We start from the raw sequence: 24191 nt of genomic DNA on the forward strand, positions 1-24191 counted from the left end.
GTATTGTCGTTGGCGACGTATTGTCGTTGGCGACGGTTCGCTCCTCGATCACGCACAGCGCCTCGCGCCAGGCCTCATGCCGGTCGGCCACGAATGCGCTGCCTTCCTGTTCGGGCTTGATCGCAAACGCGGCGTTGTGGCTGGCGATGTAATGCGCCTTCAGCCAGGCGTTGGCAGCTTCGACCGTCTTGATCCCGGCGAGCCGCAGCTCCTTCGGCAGCCGGTCCTGCAACGTGCCGAACAGCCGCTCGGAGCGCCCGCGCGCCTGCGGCGAATAGGCTGCGATATGCTCGATCCCAAGATGCGACAAAGCCCGTCCCACCTGGGTTTGTTGCGTCYTCGAKACCTTCTCGCCGGCTTTTGCGGTCAGGAAATAATGGCTGCCGCGGTCGGTATAGAGCGCGCAGAAYAGGCCATGCTCGCCAATCACTTCGCGCAAGGCCTGGAAGGTCGAGACCGTTCCTTCTTCCTCGACCAGGACCATCGAGTAGATCTCGCTGGTCGCATCGTCCATCGTGACGATCAGGTCGCTCGCGGGCAGGCCTTCGATCCAAACGTGGCGCGATCCGTCCTGGTGCAGCAGCATGCCCCGAAGCGGCCGGCGTGGGCGCTTCTTGCGGTGCGCCGAACGCTTCGGCGCCTTCCGCACCAAGCCCGCCGCGTGCAAGGCCAGCTTGGTCACCGTATAGCCCAGCCTATAGTCATGCCGCTTTTGCAGCTGCTCGTGGAAATGCTTCACCGTGAAATCCGCGTACTTGTCCCGGAACAGCCCCAGCATCCGCTCGAGTTCTTCCTCCGGCGCCCGCCTCGGCGATCGCCGACCCATACGCCGGTCGACAAGCCCGGCATCGCCCTCCGCCTCAAAGCGTTCCGCCCAGCGCTGAAACGTCCTTACGCTGATCCCCAGAACCTCCGACGCCGCCTCCTGCGTCAGCTCCTTGGCCTCCGTCCGCTCCAGCAAATCTGAAAACCGCATCCGTCGTACACCCTCGTGAATGGATGCCGTGCCCATCGCGCCCCCTTGGTTCCGGGGCACCAAAAACACGACACTTCACGAGCTACAAACAGGCGACAGATCACGCGCTACTGACACTGCGCCCGCCTCGGCGATCGCCGACCCATACGCCGGTCGACAAGCCCGGCATCGCCCTCCGCCTCAAAGCGTTCCGCCCAGCGCTGAAACGTCCTTACGCTGATCCCCAGAACCTCCGACGCCGCCTCCTGCGTCAGCTCCTTGGCCTCCGTCCGCTCCAGCAAATCTGAAAACCGCATCCGTCGTACACCCTCGTGAATGGATGCCGTGCCCATCGCGCCCCCTTGGTTCCGGGGCACCAAAAACACGACACTTCACGAGCTACAAACAGGCGACAGATCACGCGCTACTGACACGTTCGACCAGGGCCTTGACGCGTCGGGCAACTCAGGGGTACATTTCCAATATTCCGAAATCAGGCAGGCGCTCGCTCGCTCCACGGGGCATGTACGCACGTCTGTGACCGACGTTTCCACGTCGTGCCGGCGGCTGTTGACCAAGGCAGTCCAACCTCCTCGTCGTCCTGGCCCCCATGCGCAATTGCACGCCAGGCCGGGACGACGGTGGGGATGGAGTTGCGTTCAACAACGCCCCTCAATCATTCCCGATCGTGTCGCCGAACAGCTGCCAGGTCTCGCCGTTGAACTTCTGCAGCCGCATCGCCTCCACCGGGAAATAGTCGGTCGGCGAGGTCTTCACCTTGATGCCGGGCAGCAGCATCGGCAGCGCGACGTCGAGGTTGGCGGCCTGCTTCATGATGTTCTCATGGGTGAGGTCGTCGCCGCATTGCTTCAAGACCTGCACCGTCGCCTCCGCCACCACATAGCCGTAGACGATCAGCTGGTCCTGCAGATTGCCGTCCGGGAAATACTTCTTCATGAAGTCCTGCCAGGCGATCACGTCCGGATCCGCCTTCCATTGCGGATCGTTCGGATCCTTCAGCGAATAGGACGAGATGATGTCCTTGGAGTACTCGAAGCCGGCCGGCTTCAGCACCGAGGACACCGAGGTCGAGGTCGCCGCGAGGAAGAACAGGTCGGGCTTCCAGCCGATCTCGCCGATCTTCTTGATCGCCTGCGCTGCCTGCTTGGGGATCGCGTGCATGAACAGCACGTTGGCGCCGGAGGCCTTCAGCTTCACGATCTGGCTGTCGACCGTCGGATCCGTCGATTCATAGGTCGTCTCCGCCACCACCATTTTGGCGGTGTTGTCCGGCCCGAGGCCCTTCTTGAAGCCGTTGCCGTAATCCTTGCCGGCGTCGTCGTTCTGGTAGAACAGCGCAATCTTCGCGTCGGGCTTTTGGGTCAGCACATATTTGGCGTAGACCGCGGTCTCGGCCTGGTACGACGGCTGGAAGCCGATCGACCACGGATAATGCGCATAGTCGCCCCACAGCGTGGCGCCGGCGCCGACGAACAGCTGCGGCACCTTCTTGTCGTTGAGATATTTGCGCACGGCAAGCCCGGTCGGCGTGCCCAGCGGATTGAGGATCGCGGCGACCTCTTCCTGCTCGACCAGCTTGCGGGTCTGCTCCACCGTCTTCGGCGGCGAGTAGCCGTCGTCGAGCGTGATCAGGTTGATCCTGCGCCCGTTCACGCCGCCCTGGTCGTTGATCATCTTGAAGTAGGCGGCCTGCGTCTTCGCGATCACGCTGTAGGCCGACGCCGCGCCCGAGAAGGGCGAGGTCTGTCCGAGCTTGATCTCGGTATCGCTGGTACCAGCGCCGTATTTCTTCTCGGCGGCGTGCACTTGTGATGCGAGCGCCAGCGCGAGCGCTGCCGTGATGGCCTTCCAGATCATCGTGAGCCTCCCTGTGCGTTTTTTGTTGGTCGCGAGGGCGAGCTTACGTGAGGTCGAGGGAGACAGGCTTGCGACGAGGCGCCGGGGCAGGGATGCGAAAATGCGGCGGGGCCGATGGTGGGGGTAATATCAGGCTGGCAAAATCAGCGAGTGTGCGGCGGCCTGCCGCGATGTGGAATGATTGTCAAAATCTCTCCCCGCGTGGGGGGCGTTCCTTACCTCGCCCCGCTTGCGGGGAGAGGTCGGATCGCATGGAGCGTAGCGCAATGCGATCCGGGTGAGGGGGTACAGGTCTAACGGCGACCTAACGCGTGGAGAGATGCCCCTCACCCCGACCCTCTCCCCGCAAGGGCGGGGCGAGGGAGAACTCTTAACTCAGCGATACCGCACGCTGCCGGTCGTGACCGGATCGGTCGGCAGCACGGTGGCGCCGGCTCTGCTGGCGGCGGCGGAGGTGATCATGCCGGGCTCGGCCGCGGCCTGCACATCGCGGGGCGGGGTGAATTCGAGGATGACGAGGACTGCCGTGGCAAGCACCGCCACCGCGGCGGTTGCAATCGCAGGCACCAGTCTTCCGCGCGTATCGGCTGCGCGAACTTGCATCAATCAATTCCTTTATCGGGGTCGTTCTTTGGACGTGATGTAGGAACGGCCAGGCTTCTTCCCAAGAGTGCGGCGCACATGCCTCACAATCAGTTGTACCGGCCGTGACGTCCGTCACGGTGTTCGAGCCGCGAATCGCAATCGTGTCGGACGGCTTGTTTGCACACCATGAGTTGGATGAGATCGTGGCGTTTTGCATGCGCCTCATGCGCTCGTGATGATGCGCAGTGATGTTGTGATTAACGGGCAGGCGAGAAGCCGTTTTTGCCTTTATTTATAGGCTTTCTTGGTTGGTTAAGGTGCGTGCGTTAAGCGTTTCTTCACGCACGCGCCGCGCATCGGCAGAGATTCGCGCCGTGGCGAGCGATGACACCGCTGTCATTGGCGGGATCTGTTAGCGGACTTGCTGCAGCCTAAACGAAGCCGTCATTGCGAGGAAGGAAGCGACGAAGCAATCCATCTCTCTTCATGCGACGTGATGGATGATTTTACTTCACACGCAATCGGGCAAAGAAGAATCCACTCACTGTTCTCCTCGGCGAGACTGGGCTTGCCGTCACCGACTTCGCAGACGCTTGCGCGCCCCGCGCGAGGACACCCGCCAAGAGGGCGTCAGGACCGCCCGCTTTCGCCATCCGCGATGTAGGCGCGCTCGTGTCGCGCACCTCTCAAAGGAGGCGGACGCGCCGCTTGTACTCGGGGGTGGCACTCAGGAAAGAGGAATATTTTCTCTGCGAGGACTGGACAGAGTGCTTCACGTTGAAAAAGATTGATAATTCGACCAGCAAGTCGCGGTCACGGCGAGATCGGTTCAGATGTAATAGCGAAACGGGAGTGGCGCCTCTTGGTTCATTGGCGCAGCTGTCAAGACCTCGCCGACTGCGTCGGCAAACCTGAGCGTGACGGGGAGGCCGTCGGCAAAGAGGCAGGAGTTAAAGTTCACTTTAGTGAGTCCGAGGACATCTTTGAGTACCTCGTCCAGGTCCGCTTCACCTCTGCACACCTCGACCAATAGCGGGTTGGGAACCTCACGCCCGGGATAAGTATCGAGTTGAGGAATATATCCGGTAGTCCAGAGCAGAGCTCGATTCCTTGAAAGGCGATAACAGCTGCCTCTAATGACAGGCAGGCTTCCAGGCCCAAATAGCTTCATTTCGTTCGAACGAATGATTCGAACCCCCACCAAGTTTACGTGGCTAGGTACGCCGGATCTAAAGCCGTCCCATTCCTCATTGCTAAATCGAGTCTTGCCGTGAATAAAAAGCTCTCGCGGTTCGCGCTTGTGTTCTTGCACGTATGAATCGAACAAGCGACTTATCAAGTTCTTCGCTTCGTCGCGCGGGAGATGAAACTCTCTTGTTTGACTCGAATACCAAGGCCCCATAGCGCCTTTGAAAACTAAGCCATCGCCAGAATCGAGAAACATCTGAGCACCGCAACAGGCATTGCCTTTTGTGGGATCGGCCGTGTTCATCTTGAAGACTAGGCCAATATAGCAAACGCCATCCCTAACGTTGGCAAGTTTCCAGGGGCGTCCGCCACTCTTAAAGAAAGTAGTTGTTCCCAGATTCCATGCCACGGTTGCGGGGTCTTGAAGTCTTCGTCGATGCAGATCCTCATTTGAAGATCCACCGGAGAGCGTGCTTTCTCTAACAACTTGGATGACTGCGCGGGATCGCACGAGCCGCGCCTTTAGTTGATGATGGAAGTTCAACTCATATCGATAGACCTCGGCTGCATCCATTTCTTCGGAAAACAGTGATGGCTCTCGAAACAATCTGCGGGCGACGCGGGGGCCAAGGGAAGGACGGGAGTAGATTGCTTCTGATCGCGACACGCGGGACAAAGGTCGACCCAGCCGCCAAACTTCGTCCGGTACGACTACAAACCAGATGTCTACTTGAGAGTCGTCTTCACGGAGATGCCTTTTTATCGGTCGCTCGAACAGTGAAACGGTCTCGTAGATTGCTTGATATCGATCCGATTTCCGAATTGTATTTGCGACGTCTGCAGAAGAGACTGCAATTTCTACCGCTGGCTTGTTCGACCAACGCGTGCGGAACGCTGCCTCGAAGCCAGGAAAAGCAAACTGATGAGCGGAGCCTTCTGTGATCGCCGGTATAAATCGGTTCGCGCTATCGAGCCAATCTCGGAGGATGGATAATCCACTCGGGGTTCCGATCGCACCAAGGCGAATCGCTGGAGGCTTGCGATCTGCGATCGGCCCAAACAGAAATAGCCCATTTCTGGGATCCTCAATCTGCTGTTGATATCCGAACTCGAGCATCGGCTCTGGTAGAATAGTTATGCTTCGCTCGCCGATTGTCATGGTCCATCATCCTCGGTCTCGTCGACCCATGCCTCCTGCATATCATCGATGTCGTCTAGCTCATCGCTATCAAGCTCATCCTTCTCCGTTATGTCATCTGCTCCAGAAGGCGCGGACAACGATGCGGGCGACTCTAGCGACATGAGTGTAGGTGCAATCAAAATGCCGTGCTGTCCGTCTATAGGTAGTTTCTCATTCATGCTCGTATTGAGCCATGAAACAAACGCGATGAGCAAATCTCGCCAGCGATCGTTCCACCAACTCTTGCAAAAGCGTCGCCGAAGCAGGTGCATTCGTTCTTTGCTTGCAACGGGTGTTCTGCCGTCAGCTGTAAAAATGACGTGTGGTCGCAATACGAAATGCTGAGCGATTCCGACCGAAGGACGGCTTTCAACGGCAAAATGCCAGAACACCTTTCTTCGTTCGCTCCAGCCAACCAGCGACTTCCTACGTCGTTTTCCCGCCTCATCAATGTACTGAACTTTGTTTTGCTCAAGAAAGTGCGCTGGCATGTACCACGCATTGCCCCCAGCGGCCGTCGCGAAGGCAATGAGACCTTGATCCATCATCGCAAAGTCCCACGTCTGTCGAAGCAAGCTGGAAACGATCTTGCGAGCTTCGACCCCGCGCATACCGGGTAAGTCTGCCGTCTTGCCTCGCAGAAACTCCTCGATTGGTATTGCGTATTCTTCTTTAAACGAGATCTCGCTAGAGATGGAGCGATGAATCTCAGGTGCTTCAGAGAAGGATCCAACTAGTCTGTGATACCTGAAGCTTGGGACTCTGAGATTTGCCACGGCTCCTTGGATTTTTTCAAGCGGGAGGCTTATCGAGAAAAGCCTGACGTGGCTGGGTAGTTGCGTGATTGGCAGCCAGTTACTTATGACTCGCTCAGGTGTTGCGACCAAGCGGCCTGTATTTCCCAGCTGAGATCTGATCCATCGATTGATCGCGGAGACCTTCGGCCCTTCGGCTCGCGGTACCCGATCCTTCTCCAAAACAGAGGCGATCGCTTGCAGCCCAGTCGCCCAGTTAGCGCTAAAGTCCACAATGTTTTTGCGCCCAAGATTCGCCCGTACCTCGGAAAATGGTAAGTCATCGAGCCTGACCGGGAGAACGAAACGACGGAATGAATTCGCGCGTTCGATACGCACTGCTAGGTCAATTTCGTCCAACACACCAGGCTTATGCTGCGCGGACTTTGAAAGGACGACGATGACCTTTGCGGCCTCGCTCCTAATTGTTCGCTCGATGTCATCCCAGAAGAGCTCACCTCCGTCTAAGTTGGATATGTCAGCCCACACATCGTATCCGAGCAGAGATAGCTGCTGTGAAAGCCACGTCGCAAAGGCATTATCCTGCGGGTTCGCATGACTGATGAATATTACGCGTCTCTCTAGCTGAGGCGGCGACTCGATAGTGGGAACGCGAAGCACGTCCCATGGCTGAGTCAATCCGGGCAAGGCTTCGAGTAGAGACGAGATGTAATCCTCCGCCAATTGATCGCTATCAACTAGGAAAGCTAAGGGGCCCTCAATAGGGGCGTCACCTCGCGAGCTCAGGATTCTATCGGCCATTTCTCGAGGCGCTTGCTGGCTCATTTTGCCAGAAACGTCGAAGTACTGCGTGCCGCTTGAAGTGAAAAGGGCGAACACTCTTCGACGATTCAAGGAGCCGAGGTCAAACCTAGGAACTTTCCGAATGTCAATGACGGCTCTCGGACGCGAGCTGGAGATAGCAGTTGCAAAATCCGCCTCGGTTGTTTGGTCAACACCTATAAAGATTGCAAGTGATGTGTTTTCGCTAGCGAAGAGCGAATTCTGCCACCCGTGTCGAGCAAAGCTATCGCGTGTCAGTTCGTTGCGTGGAGAAGTCGGTGTCACCAGACGCAAGAAGTTCGCTTTGGGAGGCTTTTGATCTGGCATTACTTCGCTTTTGCTAACGCCGCTTCTAGTTCCACATAGCTAACACGGTGCAGGTGCCAAGGAGATCCCCAATCGGGGCTGCCGATCTTAAAGTCGCCTGAGGTTGGGTCTTTAAGATCGCGGTCTTTAAGGAAAGCTCTTTTGTATAGGCGCGGAGCAACTCCAGTGAATGCTCGGAACAGAACCTTGTGATTGCCACCGCGGCTAGGTTCTATCCAGCCCTTCGCGTTTACAGTGATTGCATCGGCGTGGAGGGCTAGCGCCTGGCTTTTTGGGTATGGCTCGATGTACTGGACCTCGTCTATGCCGGCCGCGACGATTCCTCGCGCGCAATAGTGACACGGGAACGTAGTGACAAAAAGGCGAGTCCCGACCGTCGTGGTGCCCTTTCGCGCGGCGGTGAAAACCGCATCCATCTCGGCATGGACGGCTCGGCTAAATTCTAGAAGGTCGCCAACCCGGCTCGCGCGTAGTTCGAGTTTCAACCGAGCTCTGCGTATCGCATCCAGGCTCTTCAATTCTGGAATGTCGTCGATGAGGTCATCGATAATCTTATTTTGCTCTCGCGTGTTGCTGCAGAACTTTCCCAGCTTCTGGAATACACATCGATGATCTTCGGTCTCGTGCAGGAATGATTCGCCATAAACGCCGCCACCGGGACGAGGGACTTCATTTGTGCCTGTCGCGATCACGTTGCCCGACTTGTCGAGAAGCGCTGCTCCAACTTGCCTCGATAGGCAGGAACTCTGCATTGCGGCGCCGTAAGCGTCATGCATGGCTGTCTCTGAAACAGTGGGGCGGACAACCTCGGCGGCGGTCATGATTTTAATTAGGCGCGATAGGGAGTCATTGATGTCCCAATCGGGATTTGGTTCGCCGTCCTCGAATTGGTCGATCGTATTATCCACGAAGAAGTCTGCCATATGGAACGCGTCGGAAACGCGTTGACCATGTTTTTCCGCTGCGCGAGCGTCTCTAGCCATAAAGGCTGCGGCGTCCTCCATGCCAGCATTTCGATATTTTTTTACAATACGGTTCTGTCTCACGTTTGCTTCACAAACCACGCCAACCAGGACAAACGCATCTTGGTAGACTTTGCGAAGTAGCTCCACTTCCGCAGGGTGCCTTATTGAATCGAGGACGTAAGCTCGTCGAGTGCCATCAGGGCGAACCGGATCTTCGCCGGGACTCTTGATGCCCAAGCGAGATGCGCGAGTTAGGCGAATTGCTTCGATAAGGCTCCGTGCGACGATCGCGTGATCTCCAGAAGACCGCATCTGATCTCCTAGATCTTGATATGCTACGGTCGTCTTTAGGTCATTCGCTGGTGTCGTTGGAAGTGGGTGATCAGTCTTTCTCGCCCATTCTTCGATCATCTTTCTCGCTTTGAGTACCTCGACGTCAAACTTGCCGCCTGGCAAAGCGTCGCTCTCAAGTAGCCCTCTGAGCGTTGTAGCAATCTCGCTTGTTCCGGAGCCAACGTAGCCAACAACTGCGAAGACGACTTCGTTGGTTGCATTCTCTTCGATGTGTGCTTTCGCAGTCTTTCGATTTTCTGAGCTAAGTGATGCGACCGCAACTGGCTTGTTGGCCATATTTTATGATCCAATGTCCTGAAATTAAACGAGTCTCGAATCTGTGCTGCGATGTTACCTTTGATTGTCTAGGAAGTCCCTTTATACGTTTGGGTTGTCTTCGCGCTGCTCGTTCAGCACCTAAACGATTAGTCAAAACAAAAACGGCCGGGTCATCGACCCGGCCGTTCAAAACTCTTCCCGCGAATTCCGCTTGCGCAGTCTCGCTCAGCTCGCCTTCTTCACCGGGGCCGGCTTGCCGACCTTCTTCTCGATCGCGCGCTTCAGGTCGAGGGCGCGGGGCGAGAGCACGTCGGCCTTGGCCTTGAGCAGATAGGCGTCGAGGCCGCCATTGTGGTCGACGCTCTTCAGCGCGTTGGTCGAGACGCGCAGGCGCACGTTGCGGCCGAGCGCGTCCGAGATGAAGGTCACGTTGGCCAGGTTCGGCAGGAAGCGCCGCTTGGTCTTGATGTTGGAGTGGCTCACCTTGTGGCCCGTCTGGGGGCCCTTGGCCGTCAGTTCGCAGCGCCGGGACATCTTACAAAATCCTTATTTCATCCCCGCCTCGTCTCAGGCGTGCATTCGCACGGCCCGCGCGGGGGTTTTGAATTCGCGTCCATTTTCCAGGAACCGCGGGTGTATAGGGGCAGAATACCCAAGCGTCAAGATTATATCGCCGCATAACCGTACCGGGAAATGGCGGTTCATAAGCGCTACCAGCCACTTAACCGCGGATATGGCAACCATATAAAGGGCGTATTCGGCTGCAAGTCTTGGTTCCATAAGAGACGCGCCCGTTGTCCGGCCGAATTGAACGACCAGATGGACAGCGAACAGAGCGCCGATAGCAGGACCGTCAGGTAGGTTAAGTGACCACCGCCATTGCCCTTTTGCCCCCGCTCGGCCGGCTCCTCGGCCTGTGCGCCGGTGTTGTTTTGCTGTTCTGCGCCGAGCGCGCCAGCGCGCAGGGGCGGCTCGACGCCCAGTATGAGGCGACGCTCGCCGGTATCCCGGTCGGCAAGGGCTCCTGGACCATCGAAATCGGCGACGACAGCTTCTCGGCCGCAGCCCAGGGCGGCACCGCGGGCCTCTTGAAGGCGTTTTCCGGCGGCACCGGCTCAGGCGCCTCGCAGGGCCGCGTCGTCAACGGCGCGCTGGTCGCCGCCGCCTACACCGCGACCACCACCACCTCGAAGAAGTCGGAGACGATCCGGATGGTGCTTGCCAATGGCGGCATCAAGGACTCCGCGATCGAGCCGGAGCCGCCGGTCGATGCCGACCGCCTGCCGGTGACCGATGCGCAGAAGAAGAACGTGTTCGATCCGATGACCGGCTCGTTCCTGCGCGCGCCCGGCAATGCCGAATTGATGAGTCCCGATGTCTGCCGCACCAGTGCCGGCATCTTCGACGGCCGCATGCGCTACGACCTCAAGCTCGATTTCAAGCGGGTCGAGATCGTCAAGGCCGAGCGCGGCTATCACGGCCCGGCGCTGGTCTGCGCGCTCTATTTCGTGCCGATCTCGGGCTACATCCCGGATCGCCCCGTGATCAAATACCTCGCCGCCCAGCGCAACATCGAAATCGCCTTCGTGCCGATCGCCGGCACCCGCCTCTTGGTGCCGTTCCGCATGACGATCCCGACCCCGCTCGGCCAGGCCATGCTGGAGGCCACCTCGTTCGTCACCACAGCCGCGCCGCCGCGCGTGGCGAAGACGCAGTAGCTCACGCCGTCATTCCGGGGCGATGCGGAAGCATCGAACCCGGAATCTCGAGATTCCGGGTTCGCGCTGCGCGCGCCCCGGAATGACGGGTATTGAGCGACTTCGGGCATGCAACAAACGTCATGGAATCCAGTTGACTCTTGCCCGGTTCTGATTCGACTCGGCCACCCTTGGAATTTAAGGAATTCAGTCCGCATATCCCCTGCTTGTGGAGCCCTGTCAAACTTGATCTAGTGCCGCCGCCGTCGGCCTACCCGAGATGTTGCGGTGAACGTTTCGAGCCTGGAATGGAGTCAGCGATTCGGCCGCGATTCGTTCTAGACTCGTTCCGAAGCTTAAGGGCGGCCCGGAAAGCGTCGCATTGTGAGACAGATTTTGCGAAAGGATGCGTGAATCCGATGAAGTTGGTGGATCGCGCCGGAGTGACGATATTGGACGTGTGCGCTGCATTCTTCTCCCTCGCCCCGCTCTTGCGGGGAGAGGGCTGGGGTGAGGGGCTCTCGCCACGAGAGCTGCTCGCGGATGGTCCCCCTCACCCGCCGCGCAAACGCGCGGCGACCTCTCCCCGCGCGCGGGGCGAGGTGACTTTCTAGGCGCGCATCCGCGCGACACGCCGTAACAAGAAACACCTGCAAAAAATGGTTTTCTCAACTTCGTTCGGAAATGACCGCGTGCCCGGCGCAGGCGTCACTGCGGTGCTGGGGCCGACCAACACCGGCAAGACGCATCTTGCGATCGAGCGCATGCTTGCGCATTCGTCGGGGCTCATTGGCCTGCCGCTGCGGCTCTTGGCGCGCGAGGTCTACAACAAGATCGCCGACCGCGCCGGCGTCGACAACGTCGCGCTGATCACCGGCGAGGAGAAGATCAAGCCGAAGGCGCCGCGCTTCTGGGTCTCGACCGTGGAGGCGATGCCGCGCGATCTCGACGTGTCGTTTCTCGCGGTCGACGAGATCCAGATCGCCGCCGATCTCGAGCGCGGGCATGTCTTCACCGATCGCATCCTCAACCGCCGCGGCCGCGACGAGACGCTGCTGCTGGGCGCTGCGACGATGCGGCCGATGATCGAACGGCTGCTGCCGGGCGCCTCGATCGTCACGCGGCCGAGGCTGTCGCAGCTCGAATTCGCCGGCGACCGCAAGATCACGCGGCAGCCGCGCAGAACAGCAATCGTCGCGTTCTCGGCCGATGAGGTCTATGCGATCGCCGAACTGATCCGCCGCCAGCATGGCGGCGCGGCCGTGGTGCTGGGCTCGCTCTCGCCCCGTACGCGCAATGCGCAGGTCGCGATGTTTCAGAACGGCGATGTCGATTACCTCGTCGCCACCGATGCGGTCGGGATGGGGCTCAATCTCGATGTCGATCATGTCGCCTTTGCCTCCGACCGCAAATATGACGGCTACCAGTTCCGCCGGCTGACGCCGGCCGAGTTCGCGCAGATCGCAGGCCGCGCCGGGCGCGCCACGCGCAACGGCACCTTTGGTACGACGGGACGCTGCGCACCGTTCGAGCCGGAGCTCGTCAATGCGCTGCAGAACCACACCTTCGACAGCGTCAAGATGCTGCAATGGCGCAATGCCAGGCTGGACTTCTCCTCGCTCGGCGCGTTGCAGGTGTCGCTGGCGCTGACGCCCAATCATGAGGCACTGACGCGGGCCCCGGTGGCCGAGGATCTGCGGGTGCTCGAACATGTCGCACGCGACGCCGAGGTGCGCGAATGGGCGCATGGGGCCAAGGCGGTGGAGCGGCTGTGGGAGGCCTGCCAGGTTCCGGACTACCGAAAGCTGTCGCCGGCCGCCCATGCCGAACTCGTGACCACGCTGTATGGCTTCCTGATGCAAAAGGGGCGTATCCCCGACGCATGGTTTGCCGCCCAGGTCGACCAAGCCAACCGGACCGACGGCGATATCGACACGCTATCGGGCCGGATCGCGCAGATTCGGACCTGGACCTTCGTTGCCAACCGGCCGGACTGGCTTTACGACCCGGACCACTGGCAGGGGATCACGCGCGATCTCGAAAATAAATTATCCGATGCGCTGCATGAACGGCTCACGGAGCGTTTCGTTGACAGGCGGACCAGTGTATTGATGCGCCGCCTGCGGGAGAACTCAGTTTTGAATACGGAAATTGGCAAGACCGGTGAAGTGATCGTGGAAGGCCACGTGATCGGCCGGCTCGATGGTTTCACCTTCGCACCCGATGCGGCCGAGGCCGGCAGCGACGCCAAGGCGCTGCAAGCCGCTGCCCAGCAGGTGCTGGCGCGCGAGATCGATACCCGTGCCGAGAAACTGGGCGCCGCCCCCGACGAGCAGTTCGTGCTGACTTCCGACGGCACCATCCGCTGGACCGGCGATGCGGTCGCCAAGCTGGTGGCCGCCGACGACGCATTGCATCCGCGGCTGCGCATCATCTCCGACGAGCGGCTGACCGGCGCCTCCCGCGAAGCCGTGCAGACCCGGCTCGATCTCTGGCTCAAGACGCATATCGAAAAGCTGCTCGGGCCGCTGTTCGAATTGTCCAAGGCCGAGGATATCCAGGGCATCGCCCGCGGCATCGCCTTCCAGCTCGTCGAGGCGCTCGGCGTGCTCGAGCGCAGCAAGATCGCGGCCGAGATGAAGGATCTCGACCAGCCCTCGCGCGCCGCGCTGCGCAAATACGGCGTGCGCTTCGGCGCCTACCACATCTATTTCCCGCAGCTCTTGAAGCCCGCGGCGCGCTCGCTGGCCTCGCTGCTGTGGGCCGAGAAGCAGAGCAATGTCGACATGGCCGCGCTTTCGAACGTGCAGCATCTGGCGAGTAGCGGTCGCACCTCGTTCCCGGTCGACAAGACCTTGCCGCGCGATGGCTATCGCGTGCTCGGCTATCGCCAGTGCGGCGAGCGCGCGGTGCGCGTCGACATTCTCGAGCGGCTCGCCGATCTGATCCGCCCCGCATTGGCCTGGCGCGAGACCTCGCCGGGCGAGAAGCCCGCCGGTGCGTTCGATGGCCGCGGCTTTGTCGTGACGCAAGCGATGACCTCGCTGACCGGCTCGGCGGGCGAAGATTTTGCCTCGATCCTGCGCGCGCTCGGCTACCGCATGGACCGCCGTCCTCCCCTGCCGCCGAAGCCCGTCGAGGCTGCGCCGGTCGAGACCACCGAGACGGTCGCTGCCGAGACGCCGCCGGCCGAGGCGACGTCCGACGCTGCCGTGGATGCGCCGGTGGATGCCGCTGCCGAGGTCACGGCCGATGCGCCGGAGGCTGCGGTCGAACAGCCGGTGTCCGGCGATCCGGCGCCGTCGGCCGCGCTGCTGCCCGATGTCGGCTTTGCCGAGGTGGTGCCAAGCGAAGCCACGCCTGTCGTGATTGAGACCCATCAGGATGCCATCGCCGAGCGCGCCGCGCCGGTCGATGAGCTCGCTGTTGCCGAAGCCCCGGCTGCCGAAGTTGCCGCCGAACCCGCGCCTGCCGTGGAAGCCGCGGCGGAGACGCCGCCTGAGGCTGCTGAGACACCGTCACAGCACGCCGCTGAGGCGCCTGCAGAGACCGCGAGCGCGGACGCCGCGCCCGCGGAGGCGGCCCCCGCCGCCGCGGAGACGCCGGCCGAGCCGCAAATGGTCGAAGTCTGGCGGCCCGGTGGCCGCTCCGACGAGCGCCGTCCGCATCATCGCGGCCACGACCGCAACCGCGGCCGTCATCAGGGCAAGCCCGCCGAGGGCGCGCAGGCCACCGAAGGCGGCGGCGAGGGCGACAACAAGCGCGAGCAGCATCGCCGGCCGCGCCGCCACCAGGATTTCCGTGCACCGCGCCCCGGCGCGCCCGCTGACGGCTCTGCTCCGGCCGCTGCCGCGCCGGCCGATGGCGCGCCGCGCGAGGACAGGGGCCAGCGCCGCGAGCGCTTCGAAGGTAAAGGCCGCGATCGCGACAATGAGCGTCGCCGCGACAACAAGTTCGGCGGTGGCGATCGCAAGGGCGATCGCGGCGATCGTGACCGCGGTGGCCGCGATTTCGGCAAGGGCGGCCGCGACAAGCGCGAGAGCGGCCCGTCGCATCGGCCCTACGCGTCGAGCGCGCCGCGCGAGCGCGACCGTCCGATCGATCCGAACTCGCCATTCGCCAAGCTCGCTGCCCTGAAAGAGCAGCTCGCCGGCCGGAAGGAATAATCCAACCCCTGATCCACCTCTTGGTTTGACGATTGGATCGACAGCGCCTCGACAAATGGCTGTGGCACGCACGGGTGGTGAAGGCCCGCACCAGCGCGGCTGAACTCGTCGCATCAGGTCATGTCCGCATCAACGGCACGCGCGAGAAATCGCCGGGCCATGCGGTGAAGGCGGGCGACGTCATCACCGTCGCGCTCGACAACAGCGTCCGCGTGCTGAAGGTCACCGGCTTCGCCGAGCGGCGCGGCGATGCCGGTTCGGCGCGCGTGCTATATGAGGATTTGCAGGCCGGCAATTTGCAAGCCGGTAAGGAGTAGTTATTTAGCGCTTGCTATCTCAATTGAGCATGATCCGGACAAGTGGGTCCGGTTTTCCTCGCGACAAACGCATAGCGTTTGCCCGGGGATCATGCTCCCCATAAAACCGGTGGCAGGGGCGTGAGAATACTGGCGTTTTTCAGAGGCGGCTTCCCTTGCGGCCCCGGTATTCCTGCGCTACGCAACCCCAGAAAAATAGATCGTTCCGGAGTTTTGGATGACCTACGTCGTCACTGAAGCCTGCATCAAGTGCAAATACACCGACTGCGTCGAGGTCTGCCCCGTCGATTGCTTCTACGAGGGCGAGAACATGCTGGTCATCCATCCCGACGAATGCATCGATTGCGGCGTGTGCGAGCCGGAATGCCCGGCTGACGCCATCAAGCCGGACACCGAGCCGGGGCTGGAGAAGTGGCTCGAGGTCAACCGCGACTACGCCAAGAGCTGGCCGAATATCACCCAGAAGAAGGACTCGCCCGAGGACGCCAAGGAGTGGGAAGGCAAGGAAGGCAAGTTCGAGAAATATTTTTCTCCGAATCCGGGCAGCGGCGACTGATTCGTTGGCGTTTGCCATCAACTGTCAGACTACCCTGATAGGGGCGAGACTGGACCCGCGGCGGCTTCCGTTGGGCCGCCGATTTAACCCTAATGACGGACATATGACCTGAGGATGCCCTGTTATGCCCGGAATCGGGCGTAAATCATTGATTTTTGCGGAAAATGTGCTATATCTGACACATTACAGGCCAAGAACCCCCTGCCATGCGTACCTTGTGGCTTCGAGGTTCCCGCAACATCGAACAGGGGCGTGGCAGTTTCCGCGCGCAGGCTGTGTCACAGAAAACGCGTAAAAAGAGTGCTTCAAAGACGACGAAGAAAGCCGCTGTCGTTGCTCGCAGCGCAACCAAGGGCCGTGCCAAGGCGCCCGTGAAGGGGGCCAAGAAGGCGGCGGCTGCAAAGTCCTCAAAGAACAAAAGAAGCGTGATGCCAGAAAAGACTGCCAAGACTGCCGCGAAAGCGGCAGCTGCGAAGCCCGCTGCTGCGAAGGTCGCCCCCAAGCCCGCCGTGACCAAGGCTGCTGCTGTTGCGCCGAAGCCGGCCGCCCCGAAGGCTGCCGTACCCGCCGCTGCTCCGAAGGCTGCCGCCAAGCCGGCCGCTCCGGCCCGTCCGGAAGAGAAGAAGGTCGTGACCCAGCGCCAGGGCTTCAAGGCCAATGAATTCGTCGTCTATCCCGCCCACGGCGTCGGCCAGATCCTGGCGATCGAGGAGCAGGAGATCGCGGGCGCCAAGCTCGAGCTGTTCGTGATCAATTTCATGAAGGACAAGATGACGCTGCGCGTCCCGACGGCGAAGGTCGCCAATGTCGGCATGCGCAAGCTGTCGGAGCCAGCGCTGGTCAAGAAGGCGCTGGAGACGCTGAAGGGCCGCGCCCGCGTCAAGCGCACCATGTGGTCGCGCCGCGCCCAGGAATACGAAGCGAAGATCAATTCGGGCGACATCGTCGCGATCGCCGAGGTGGTCCGCGACCTCTATCGTTCGGAATCGCAGCCCGAGCAGTCCTACTCTGAACGCCAGCTCTACGAAGCGGCGCTCGACCGTCTGTCGCGCGAAATCGCCGTCGTGCAGCACTCGACCGAGACCGAGGCGATCAAGGAGATCGAAGGCCAGCTCGCCAAGAGCCCGCGCCGCGGCGCCAAGGCGGAAGCCGAGGGTGAAGGCGAGGGCGATGCCGACGGCGAGGATGCCGACAGCGAAGGCGACGACACCTCGGTTGAGGACGAAGCCGCCTGAAAGGGTTCGACGGATTGAAACCAAAAGCCCGGTCGCAAGGCCGGGCTTTTTGTTGGCGCGCCGTGTCGCCCCGCACCGGGCGCGTGGCAAGAGGCAGGGATCCGCGAGCTGATGTCCCTCGATGGATCATGACACCTTGCCCGCGTGGGCTGGTTCCAGGTCATCCGCGTGCCATCCGGACGAATCGCACTTCATTGCCGAATTCTCCCGAAACGGAACGGCGGTAACTTTCGCGCGTTCGCTCGGCATTGGAGGAGAGCGGACCATGGCATCAAAGGCAGTCATTTTCTTCGCGGGCGTCGGAACAACCTTCATCATGCTCGGTGCCGGGTTCGGTGGAGGACTGCTGATGGCAAGCTCGGCGCTCAAGGATTCCGCCGGCGCCCAGACGCGCGTCGCTTCGACGGCAGCTGCGGAACCGGCACGCGTTGTCCTGCCATCTACTGCAGAAGCCGCGCCGGCACCGCAACCGGCCACCCAACGCGAGCCCGCCGCTGCAGAGGCAGCCGTGCAACCTCCGCCGCCACAGGTGCAAGCCGAGCCGGTGAAAGACGTGCAAGCGCCCGTCGAAAAACAGGCAGATGCAGTGGATGCGAAAAAATCCGAAACGGAAGAGAAGGCGCAGCGCAAGCGCTATGCTGAACGCAAGGCGAAGCGTATCGCGTCCGAGCAGGCGAGACGCCAGCAGCGGCGGATCGAGCAAGGCGATCAACGCCGTGAAGCACCGGTGCTCGTGGAGCAGGCAGAGCGCCGCGACGTGCCGATCATGGCGTCCGAAGATGACGCCCCCCGTCGTCCGTTTGTGAGCTTCTTCGGGGATGACTGAGCGCATCACTCGGTGAGGAGGTCGAGGAACAGTCCGCGTCCAGGATGCGTTGGTGTTGATCCAGAAGGTGCGTTCGTCCGATGGCTAGCGAAAACTCCATGGCATCCACCGTCAGCCCTGAACAACGCATAGAGCAGGCGTCGGAAGCGATCCGTCAGATGGCTGAGCACGCCGTATTCGAACCCTTGCCGCAACAGGATCGGTGGCTGCATCATTTGAGTGAGGCGACCAAGGCGGCGCCGCTGCAATCACTCGCCGTTGCCTTCTTGCTGGGGGTCTACCTGGCGCGACGGTAGCCTTCGGCGGCCGCTGGATTCGCGGACTGGCCGACCCCGGATTGCGCTTCGCTCCATCCGGCCTACGGGAGCCAACGGCTCTAGCTACTTCACCCGCTGCTTCTCGAGCTTCCTTGCCAGCGTGCGGCGGTGCATGCCGAGCCTTCGCGCGGCCTCGGAGATGTTGAACTCGGTCTCGATCAGGGTCTGGTGGATACGCTCCCATTCCAGCGTCTTGATCGAGGTCGGCCGCGCGCCGACCTCGATGGCGGCGTTGCCTTGCGCCTTGAGGAACGCGGCCTCGATGTCGTCGGTGTTCGACGGCTTGGCGAGATAATGGCAGGCGCCGAGCTTGATCGCCTCCACCGCTGTCGCGATGCTGGCAAATCCGGTCAGCACCACGATCAGCATTTCCGGGTCGTGCGCGTGCAGCGCTTCGACGCAGGCAAGGCCCGACGCGCCGCCGGCGAGCTTCAGGTCGACGACGGCATAGCCGGGCGATTGCTGCTCGAGCAGCTCGCGGACCTCGTCGAGCGAGGCCGACACCGCGACGCCGTAACCGCGGCGCTCGAACGAGCGCTTCAGCGTGCGGGCAAAGCCTGCATCGTCCTCGACGATCAGGAGCTGGCGTTCATCCGTCAAGAGGATCTCCGATCGCAAGCGTCGAGAGCGGCAGCTCGAGCCGGACCGCGGCACCGATGTCCGGCCGGTTGCGTGCCGTCACCACGCCCCCCAGCTTGCGCACCACATTGACCACCAGGAACAGGCCGAGGCCGCTGCCGGGACTGCCCTTGGTCGATTGATACGGCTTGCCGACATGCGCCAGCATTTCGCGCGAGAAGCCCGGGCCGCGATCGGTCACCGACAGCACGAGCTTGTCGGCATTGCGCTCGGCCATCAGCTCGATCCAGTCGCGCGAGACCTCGGCGGCATTGTCGAGCACGTTGAAGATCGCCTGCTTGAGCGCGACGTCGGATACGATCGCCAGATCCGTGCCGAAGGCGTTGCGGAAATACAGCGTGGCCGATGGCCGCGTCGTCCGCCATTCCTCCACCAGCGCAGTCAGGAACGCTGCGACCGTGGTCGGCGAGGAACCTTCGCCGCGGGCTTCGCCGGCCGACAGCAGGATGCCCGTGACGATCGATTTGCAGCGCTGCACCGAGATCTCCATCTCGCCGAGGTCTTGCGACAATTCGGGGTCGGAGGCGAGCGCGGGCATCCGGCGCCAGTCGCCCAGGATGACCGAGAGCGAGGCGAGCGGCGTGCCGAGCTCATGCGCGGCGCCGGAGGCCAAGAGGCCCATCTGGACGATGTGGTCCTGCTCGGCCGCCTGCTGGCGCAGTGCCGCGAGCCGGAGGTCGCGATCGCGCAGATTGCGGTTGATCCGCGTCATGAACACCACGAGCAGCACGGCGTCGAGCACGAGGCCGATGAAGGTGCCGGCGATATAGAGATTGAAGGCCTCGGCACCGCCCGGTTGCGGCAGTTCCAGCGGCCGATAGTAGCTGGTCAGCCAGGCGAAGTTCATGCAGACCAGCGCCACCAGCGACCAGGTCGAGGGTGCATCGAGCAGCACCGCGCCGAGCGTCACCTGCAGCAGGTAGAGCGAGGTGAAGGGATTGGTGGCGCCGCCGCTGAGATAGAGCAGCGCGGTCAGTGCCGCGACGTCGAGCGCCAGCGCGACCAGCAGCTCGCGGTTGTTGATGTCGGCGCGATAGCGCAGCCACAGCAGGCTGATGAGGTTGAGCGCCACGAGCCCTGAAATCACCGCGGCCATCGGCAGCAGCGGCAGCGCCACGCCCATCCAGAACTGCACGAAGCCGATGGTGACGATCTGCCCGATCACTGCGATCCAGCGCAGCTGGACCAGCAAAGCCATGTTCTTGCGATTGGTCGCGATGTCGGCGGGCGCTACGAGATCGAGCGGCATGCCGGCAGTCGCGCTCACGGCGGACGACATCACGGCCGTGCCGGTCGCGGTGTTTTCGTCATGCAGATCCGATATGCGCTCGAGCATCTGGGCCTGGGTCGCGAGATAGCTTGCGGGCTGCGCCGATCAGGCGGCGCACGGCGGCGCGCCTTGAACCCCACCTTGGCTCGGAGGCGCCGGCGCGGCCCCTGCCGCTGATGATGCGCAGGAGGGCGCCCGCCAGCATAAGGGCCAGTGCGAGCCATGTCAGCGCGTAAATCAGGTGGTTGTTCGGAAACCGCACGATCGTGAGCCCGCCGACGGGAATGCCGCCCGGATTGGGCGTCGCATCGGCGTCGACGAAGAAGGGGGCGACCTGCGACAACCCGTGCGTGGCGGCGATCGCCGCGACGTCGCGCGAATACCAGCGGCCCGCCACGGGGTCGTTGCTGCGCAGGAAGCCGCCCTTCGGCTCCGACATCCGCAACAGCCCGGTGACGCGGACCTCACCCTGCGGTTCGCCGTCGCGCCGCGTCGCGGGATCGCGCCGGTCGGGCGGAACAAAGCCGCGATTGACCAGGACCGTCGTTCCGTCGGCCAATTGCAGCGGGGTCAGCACCCAGAAGCCGGGACCCTCGGCCGTAACGGCCTGCACCAGCGTCTCGTCGGCATGCAGGAACGTGCCGAGCACGGTGACGCGTCGGTATTCGTCGCCCGCGGCCGTGACCGCCGGCCATGACGATGGGGGCGGCGGCGCGACCGGCGCCGCGTGCATGCGCTGCTCCACCCGCTCGATCAGCGCCAGCTTCCAGGTCCGGCGTTCGATCTGCCAGATACCAAGCGCGCTCAGCAGCACCACGCCCAGCATGCCGAGCGTGAGCAGCGCAAGCGATGGTCTGGCAGACCGCTTCATCACGGCATCTGGCTCATGTCGTGGATCGGCATCATGTTGATGTTGAGGTGATGCATGACCCAGAGTGAGCCGGTCAGCGCGATCACCACCATGACCACGGTGAAGATCATCGCCATCATGGTCCAGCCGTTCTCGGACCGCGTGTTCATGTGCAGGAAGTAGATCATGTGCACGACGATCTGCACCGCGGCCAGCACCAGCACGATCAGCGCGGTGACCTGCTTGTCGGCGATGGCGCCGGTCATCACCAGCCAGAACGGAATGGCGGTGAGGACGACCGAGAGGCCGAAGCCGATCAGATAGCTCTTCAGCGAGCCGTGAGCGGCGCCACCGTGATCGTCATGGTCGTGTCCGGCATTGGCTTCGAGGGTATGAGCTTCGGCGTGAGCTTTTGTTGTCATCGCAGCATTCCCAGGAGGTAGACGAAGGTGAAGACGCCGATCCAGACCACGTCGAGGAAGTGCCAGAACATCGAAAGGCACATCAGCCGGCGCCGGTTGGCTTCGGTGAGGCCGAAGCGCGCGGTCTGCACCATCAGCGTCACCAGCCAGACCAGGCCGAAGGTGACGTGCAGGCCGTGGGTGCCGACCAGCGTGAAGAACGACGACAGGAAGGCGCTGCGCTGCGGCGTGGCGCCTTCATGGATCATGTGGGCGAATTCGGTGAGCTCGATGCCGAGGAAGGCGAGGCCGAACAGCCCGGTGATCGCGAGCCAGAGCTGGGTCTGGCCGATCCTGGACTTCTCCATCGTCAGCATGGCGAAGCCATAGGTGATCGAGGAGAGCAGCAGCATCGTGGTGTTGAGCGCGACCAGCTTGAGGTCGAACAGGTCCTTCGGCGACGGGCCGGCGGCATAGCTGCCGCCGAGCACGCCATAGGTCGCAAACAGCATCGCGAAGATGAGGCAGTCGCTCATCAGGTAGATCCAGAAGCCCAGCATGGTGCTGGCGCCTTCCGGATGATCGTGCTCGTCGATGACGTGGAAGACCGGCTCGGAGTCCTGTGTGGTTATTGTAGCAACGCTCATGACTGGGCTCCCGCGGTAAGAACGCGTGTCCGCGCGTCTTCCGTCCGCACCACCTCATCCGCCGGGATGTGGAAGTCGCGGTGATAGTTGAAGGTGTGGCCGATCGCGACAGCGAGCAGCGCAAGGAAGCTGACGGCGGCGAGCCACCAGATGTACCAGATCAGCGCGAAGCCCATCACCGTCGCGAAGCCGGCGAGGATGATGCCGGTGCCGGTGTTGGACGGCATATGGATCGGCTTGAAGCCGGTCAGCGGGCGCCTGTAGCCGCGGCGCTTCATGTCCCACCAGGCGTCGTTGTCGTAGACGACCGGTGTAAAGGCGAAGTTGTAGTCCGGCGGCGGCGAGGAAGTCGCCCATTCCAGCGTGCGCCCGTCCCAGGGATCGCCGGTGGCGTCCTTTAGCTGCTCGCGGCGCAGGATGCTGACCGCGAACTGTACCAGCATCGCGCCGATGCCGAGCAGGATCAGGAAGGCGCCGAAGGCCGCGATGACGAACCAGATCTGCAGGGACGGATCGTCGAACACGCGGAGCCGTCTCGTCACGCCCATCAGGCCGAGCACGTAGAGCGGCATGAAGGCGAAGTAGAAACCCGAGACCCAGAACCAGAACGACAGCTTGCCCCAGAACGGATCGAGCCTGAAGCCGAACGCCTTCGGGAACCAGTAGTTGATGCCGGCGAACAGGCCGAACAGCACCCCGCCGATGATCACGTTGTGGAAATGCGCGATCAGGAACAGGCTGTTATGCAGCACGAAATCGGCCGGCGGCACCGCGAGCAGGACGCCGGTCATGCCGCCGATCACGAAGGTCAGCATGAACGCCACCGTCCACATCATCGGCAGCTCGAAGCGGATCCGGCCGCGATACATCGTGAACAGCCAGTTGAACATCTTCGCGCCCGTCGGGATCGAGATGATCATGGTGGTGATGCCGAAGAACGAGTTGACGCTGGCGCCGGAGCCCATCGTGAAGAAATGATGCAGCCAGACCAGATAGGACAGGATGGTGATGACGACGGTGGCGTAGACCATCGAGGTGTAGCCGAACAGCCGCTTGCCGGAGAACGTCGCGGTCACCTCCGAGAAGATGCCGAACGCCGGCAGCACCAGGATGTAGACCTCGGGGTGGCCCCAGATCCAGATCAGGTTCACGTACATCATCGGGTTGCCGCCGAAGTCGTTCGTGAAGAAGTTGGTGCCGACGTAGCGGTCGAGCGACAGCAGCGCCAGCACCGCCGTGAGGACCGGGAAGGAGGCGACGATCAGGACGTTGGTGCAGAGCGAGGTCCAGGTGAACACCGGCATCTTCATCATCGTCATGCCCGGCGCGCGCAGCTTGACGATGGTGCAGACCAGGTTGATGCCCGATAGCGTCGTGCCGACGCCGGCGACCTGTAGTCCCCATATGTAGTAGTCGACGCCGACGTCCGGACTGTAGCCGATGTTGGACAGCGGCGGGTAGGCGAGCCAGCCGGTGCGGGCGAATTCGCCGACGAACAGCGACATCATCACCAGCACGGCGCCGCCGACCGTCATCCAGAAGCTGAAATTGTTGAGGAAGGGGAACGAGACGTCGCGGGCGCCGATCTGCAGCGGCACCACGTAGTTCATCAGGCCGGTGACCAGCGGCATCGCCACGAAGAAGATCATGATCACGCCGTGCGCGGTGAAGATCTGGTCGTAGTGATGGGCCGGGAGGTAGCCGTCGGAGCCGCCGAAGGCGATCGCCTGCTGCAGGCGCATCATCAGCGCATCCGCGAAGCCGCGCAGCAGCATCACGATGCCGAGGATCATGTACATGATGCCGATGCGCTTGTGGTCGACGGTGGTGAACCACTCGCGCCACAGATACGTCCACAGCCGGAAGTAGGTGACGAGGGCGAACAGCACGAGCCCACCGGTCGCGACCACCGCGAAGGTGCCGACCAGGATCGGCTCATGGATCGGCAGCGCGTCCAGATTGAGACGGCCGAAGATCATCTTGATGAGATCGGGATTCATGCG

At 62.0% G+C, this 24191-nt stretch carries 21 protein-coding genes; 7 read left to right on the top strand and 14 right to left on the bottom strand.

What is annotated here, in order from left to right; genetic code table 11:
- From AKN83_RS07420 to rpmB, 8 genes are all read right to left on the bottom strand, one after another.
- The coding region (locus tag AKN83_RS07420) for an ISNCY family transposase (RefSeq protein ID WP_063695245.1) at window positions 1-976 on the bottom strand (976 nt) is incomplete at its 3' end.
- Window positions 977-1083: 107 nt separating this feature from the next.
- Window positions 1084-1308 carry a helix-turn-helix domain-containing protein gene (locus tag AKN83_RS42030; RefSeq protein WP_157113270.1) on the bottom strand — a complete coding sequence of 75 codons (225 nt, stop codon included), beginning with the start codon at window positions 1306-1308 and terminating at the stop codon, window positions 1084-1086.
- A gap of 319 nt (window positions 1309-1627) precedes the next feature.
- On the bottom strand, window positions 1628-2833 hold the full coding sequence (locus AKN83_RS07430; protein ID WP_063695247.1) for an ABC transporter substrate-binding protein: 1206 nt from the start codon (window positions 2831-2833) through the stop codon (window positions 1628-1630).
- A 375-nt stretch (window positions 2834-3208) separates the two neighbouring features.
- Window positions 3209-3436 (bottom strand): hypothetical protein, encoded by a 228-nt coding sequence (locus AKN83_RS07435; RefSeq protein ID WP_050403760.1) that lies wholly within the window; start codon window positions 3434-3436, stop codon window positions 3209-3211.
- An 811-nt stretch (window positions 3437-4247) separates the two neighbouring features.
- Entirely contained in the window at window positions 4248-5765 is a 1518-nt protein-coding gene (locus AKN83_RS07440; RefSeq protein WP_063695248.1) for an argonaute/piwi family protein, read from the bottom strand.
- Window positions 5762-7690, bottom strand: a complete 1929-nt coding sequence (locus AKN83_RS07445; RefSeq protein WP_083991981.1) for a toll/interleukin-1 receptor domain-containing protein — start codon at window positions 7688-7690, stop codon at window positions 5762-5764. The genes AKN83_RS07440 and AKN83_RS07445 overlap by 4 nt, the downstream gene beginning before the upstream one ends.
- Window positions 7690-9285: an anti-phage dCTP deaminase gene (locus tag AKN83_RS07450; protein ID WP_063695250.1), complete on the bottom strand. Its 1596-nt coding sequence runs from the start codon at window positions 9283-9285 to the stop codon at window positions 7690-7692. The genes AKN83_RS07445 and AKN83_RS07450 overlap by 1 nt, the downstream gene beginning before the upstream one ends.
- A 207-nt stretch (window positions 9286-9492) precedes the next feature.
- The gene (gene rpmB, locus AKN83_RS07455; RefSeq protein WP_021080171.1) at window positions 9493-9801 is read right to left on the bottom strand and encodes a 50S ribosomal protein L28; all 309 of its coding nucleotides are present in this window, start codon (window positions 9799-9801) and stop codon (window positions 9493-9495) included.
- A gap of 353 nt (window positions 9802-10154) precedes the next feature.
- On the opposite strand from rpmB, the gene AKN83_RS07460 reads away from it, so the two are divergent.
- The 7 genes from AKN83_RS07460 to AKN83_RS07495 all read left to right on the top strand — a co-directional run bounded on the left by AKN83_RS07460 (window position 10155) and on the right by AKN83_RS07495 (window position 18360).
- Entirely contained in the window at window positions 10155-10985 is an 831-nt protein-coding gene (locus AKN83_RS07460) for a DUF3108 domain-containing protein (protein WP_050403925.1), read from the top strand.
- Window positions 10986-11623: 638 nt separating this feature from the next.
- On the top strand, window positions 11624-15130 hold the full coding sequence (locus tag AKN83_RS07470) for a helicase-related protein (protein WP_050403763.1): 3507 nt from the start codon (window positions 11624-11626) through the stop codon (window positions 15128-15130).
- 32 nt (window positions 15131-15162) lie between these two features.
- Complete coding sequence (locus AKN83_RS07475; RefSeq protein ID WP_050403764.1) at window positions 15163-15447, top strand: RNA-binding S4 domain-containing protein; 285 nt, start codon at window positions 15163-15165, stop codon at window positions 15445-15447.
- A 217-nt stretch (window positions 15448-15664) separates the two neighbouring features.
- Window positions 15665-16003 (top strand): ferredoxin FdxA, encoded by a 339-nt coding sequence (gene fdxA, locus AKN83_RS07480; RefSeq protein WP_016844914.1) that lies wholly within the window; start codon window positions 15665-15667, stop codon window positions 16001-16003.
- 428 nt (window positions 16004-16431) lie between these two features.
- Window positions 16432-17238 carry a CarD family transcriptional regulator gene (locus AKN83_RS07485; protein ID WP_083992033.1) on the top strand — a complete coding sequence of 269 codons (807 nt, stop codon included), beginning with the start codon at window positions 16432-16434 and terminating at the stop codon, window positions 17236-17238.
- A gap of 265 nt (window positions 17239-17503) precedes the next feature.
- Window positions 17504-18064: a hypothetical protein gene (locus AKN83_RS07490; protein ID WP_050403765.1), complete on the top strand. Its 561-nt coding sequence runs from the start codon at window positions 17504-17506 to the stop codon at window positions 18062-18064.
- Window positions 18065-18162: 98 nt separating this feature from the next.
- The gene (locus tag AKN83_RS07495; protein WP_157113272.1) at window positions 18163-18360 is read left to right on the top strand and encodes a hypothetical protein; all 198 of its coding nucleotides are present in this window, start codon (window positions 18163-18165) and stop codon (window positions 18358-18360) included.
- 84 nt (window positions 18361-18444) lie between these two features.
- Here the strand turns inward: AKN83_RS07495 and AKN83_RS07500 are convergent, their stop codons facing one another.
- From AKN83_RS07500 to cyoB, 6 genes are read right to left on the bottom strand one after another with little or no spacing between them, the layout of a single operon-like run.
- Window positions 18445-18981, bottom strand: coding sequence for a response regulator transcription factor (locus AKN83_RS07500; protein WP_050403767.1), 537 nt, complete (start codon window positions 18979-18981; stop codon window positions 18445-18447).
- On the bottom strand, window positions 18971-20299 hold the full coding sequence (locus AKN83_RS07505) for an ATP-binding protein (protein ID WP_050403927.1): 1329 nt from the start codon (window positions 20297-20299) through the stop codon (window positions 18971-18973). Before AKN83_RS07505 ends, AKN83_RS07500 begins: the two co-directional genes overlap by 11 nt.
- 28 nt (window positions 20300-20327) lie before the next feature.
- Window positions 20328-21161 carry an SURF1 family protein gene (locus AKN83_RS07510; protein WP_050403768.1) on the bottom strand — a complete coding sequence of 278 codons (834 nt, stop codon included), beginning with the start codon at window positions 21159-21161 and terminating at the stop codon, window positions 20328-20330.
- Window positions 21161-21562 carry a cytochrome o ubiquinol oxidase subunit IV gene (gene cyoD, locus AKN83_RS07515; protein ID WP_050403769.1) on the bottom strand — a complete coding sequence of 134 codons (402 nt, stop codon included), beginning with the start codon at window positions 21560-21562 and terminating at the stop codon, window positions 21161-21163. Before cyoD ends, AKN83_RS07510 begins: the two co-directional genes overlap by 1 nt.
- Window positions 21559-22188 carry a cytochrome o ubiquinol oxidase subunit III gene (gene cyoC / locus AKN83_RS07520; protein WP_050403770.1) on the bottom strand — a complete coding sequence of 210 codons (630 nt, stop codon included), beginning with the start codon at window positions 22186-22188 and terminating at the stop codon, window positions 21559-21561. The genes cyoD and cyoC overlap by 4 nt, the downstream gene beginning before the upstream one ends.
- The gene (cyoB, locus tag AKN83_RS07525) at window positions 22185-24188 is read right to left on the bottom strand and encodes a cytochrome o ubiquinol oxidase subunit I (RefSeq protein ID WP_050403771.1); all 2004 of its coding nucleotides are present in this window, start codon (window positions 24186-24188) and stop codon (window positions 22185-22187) included. Before cyoB ends, cyoC begins: the two co-directional genes overlap by 4 nt.
- Window positions 24189-24191: the final 3 nt, after the last annotated feature.

Origin of the sequence: Bradyrhizobium embrapense (genome assembly GCF_001189235.2) — a bacterium.
Taxonomy (GTDB): Bacteria; Pseudomonadota; Alphaproteobacteria; order Rhizobiales; family Xanthobacteraceae; genus Bradyrhizobium; species Bradyrhizobium embrapense.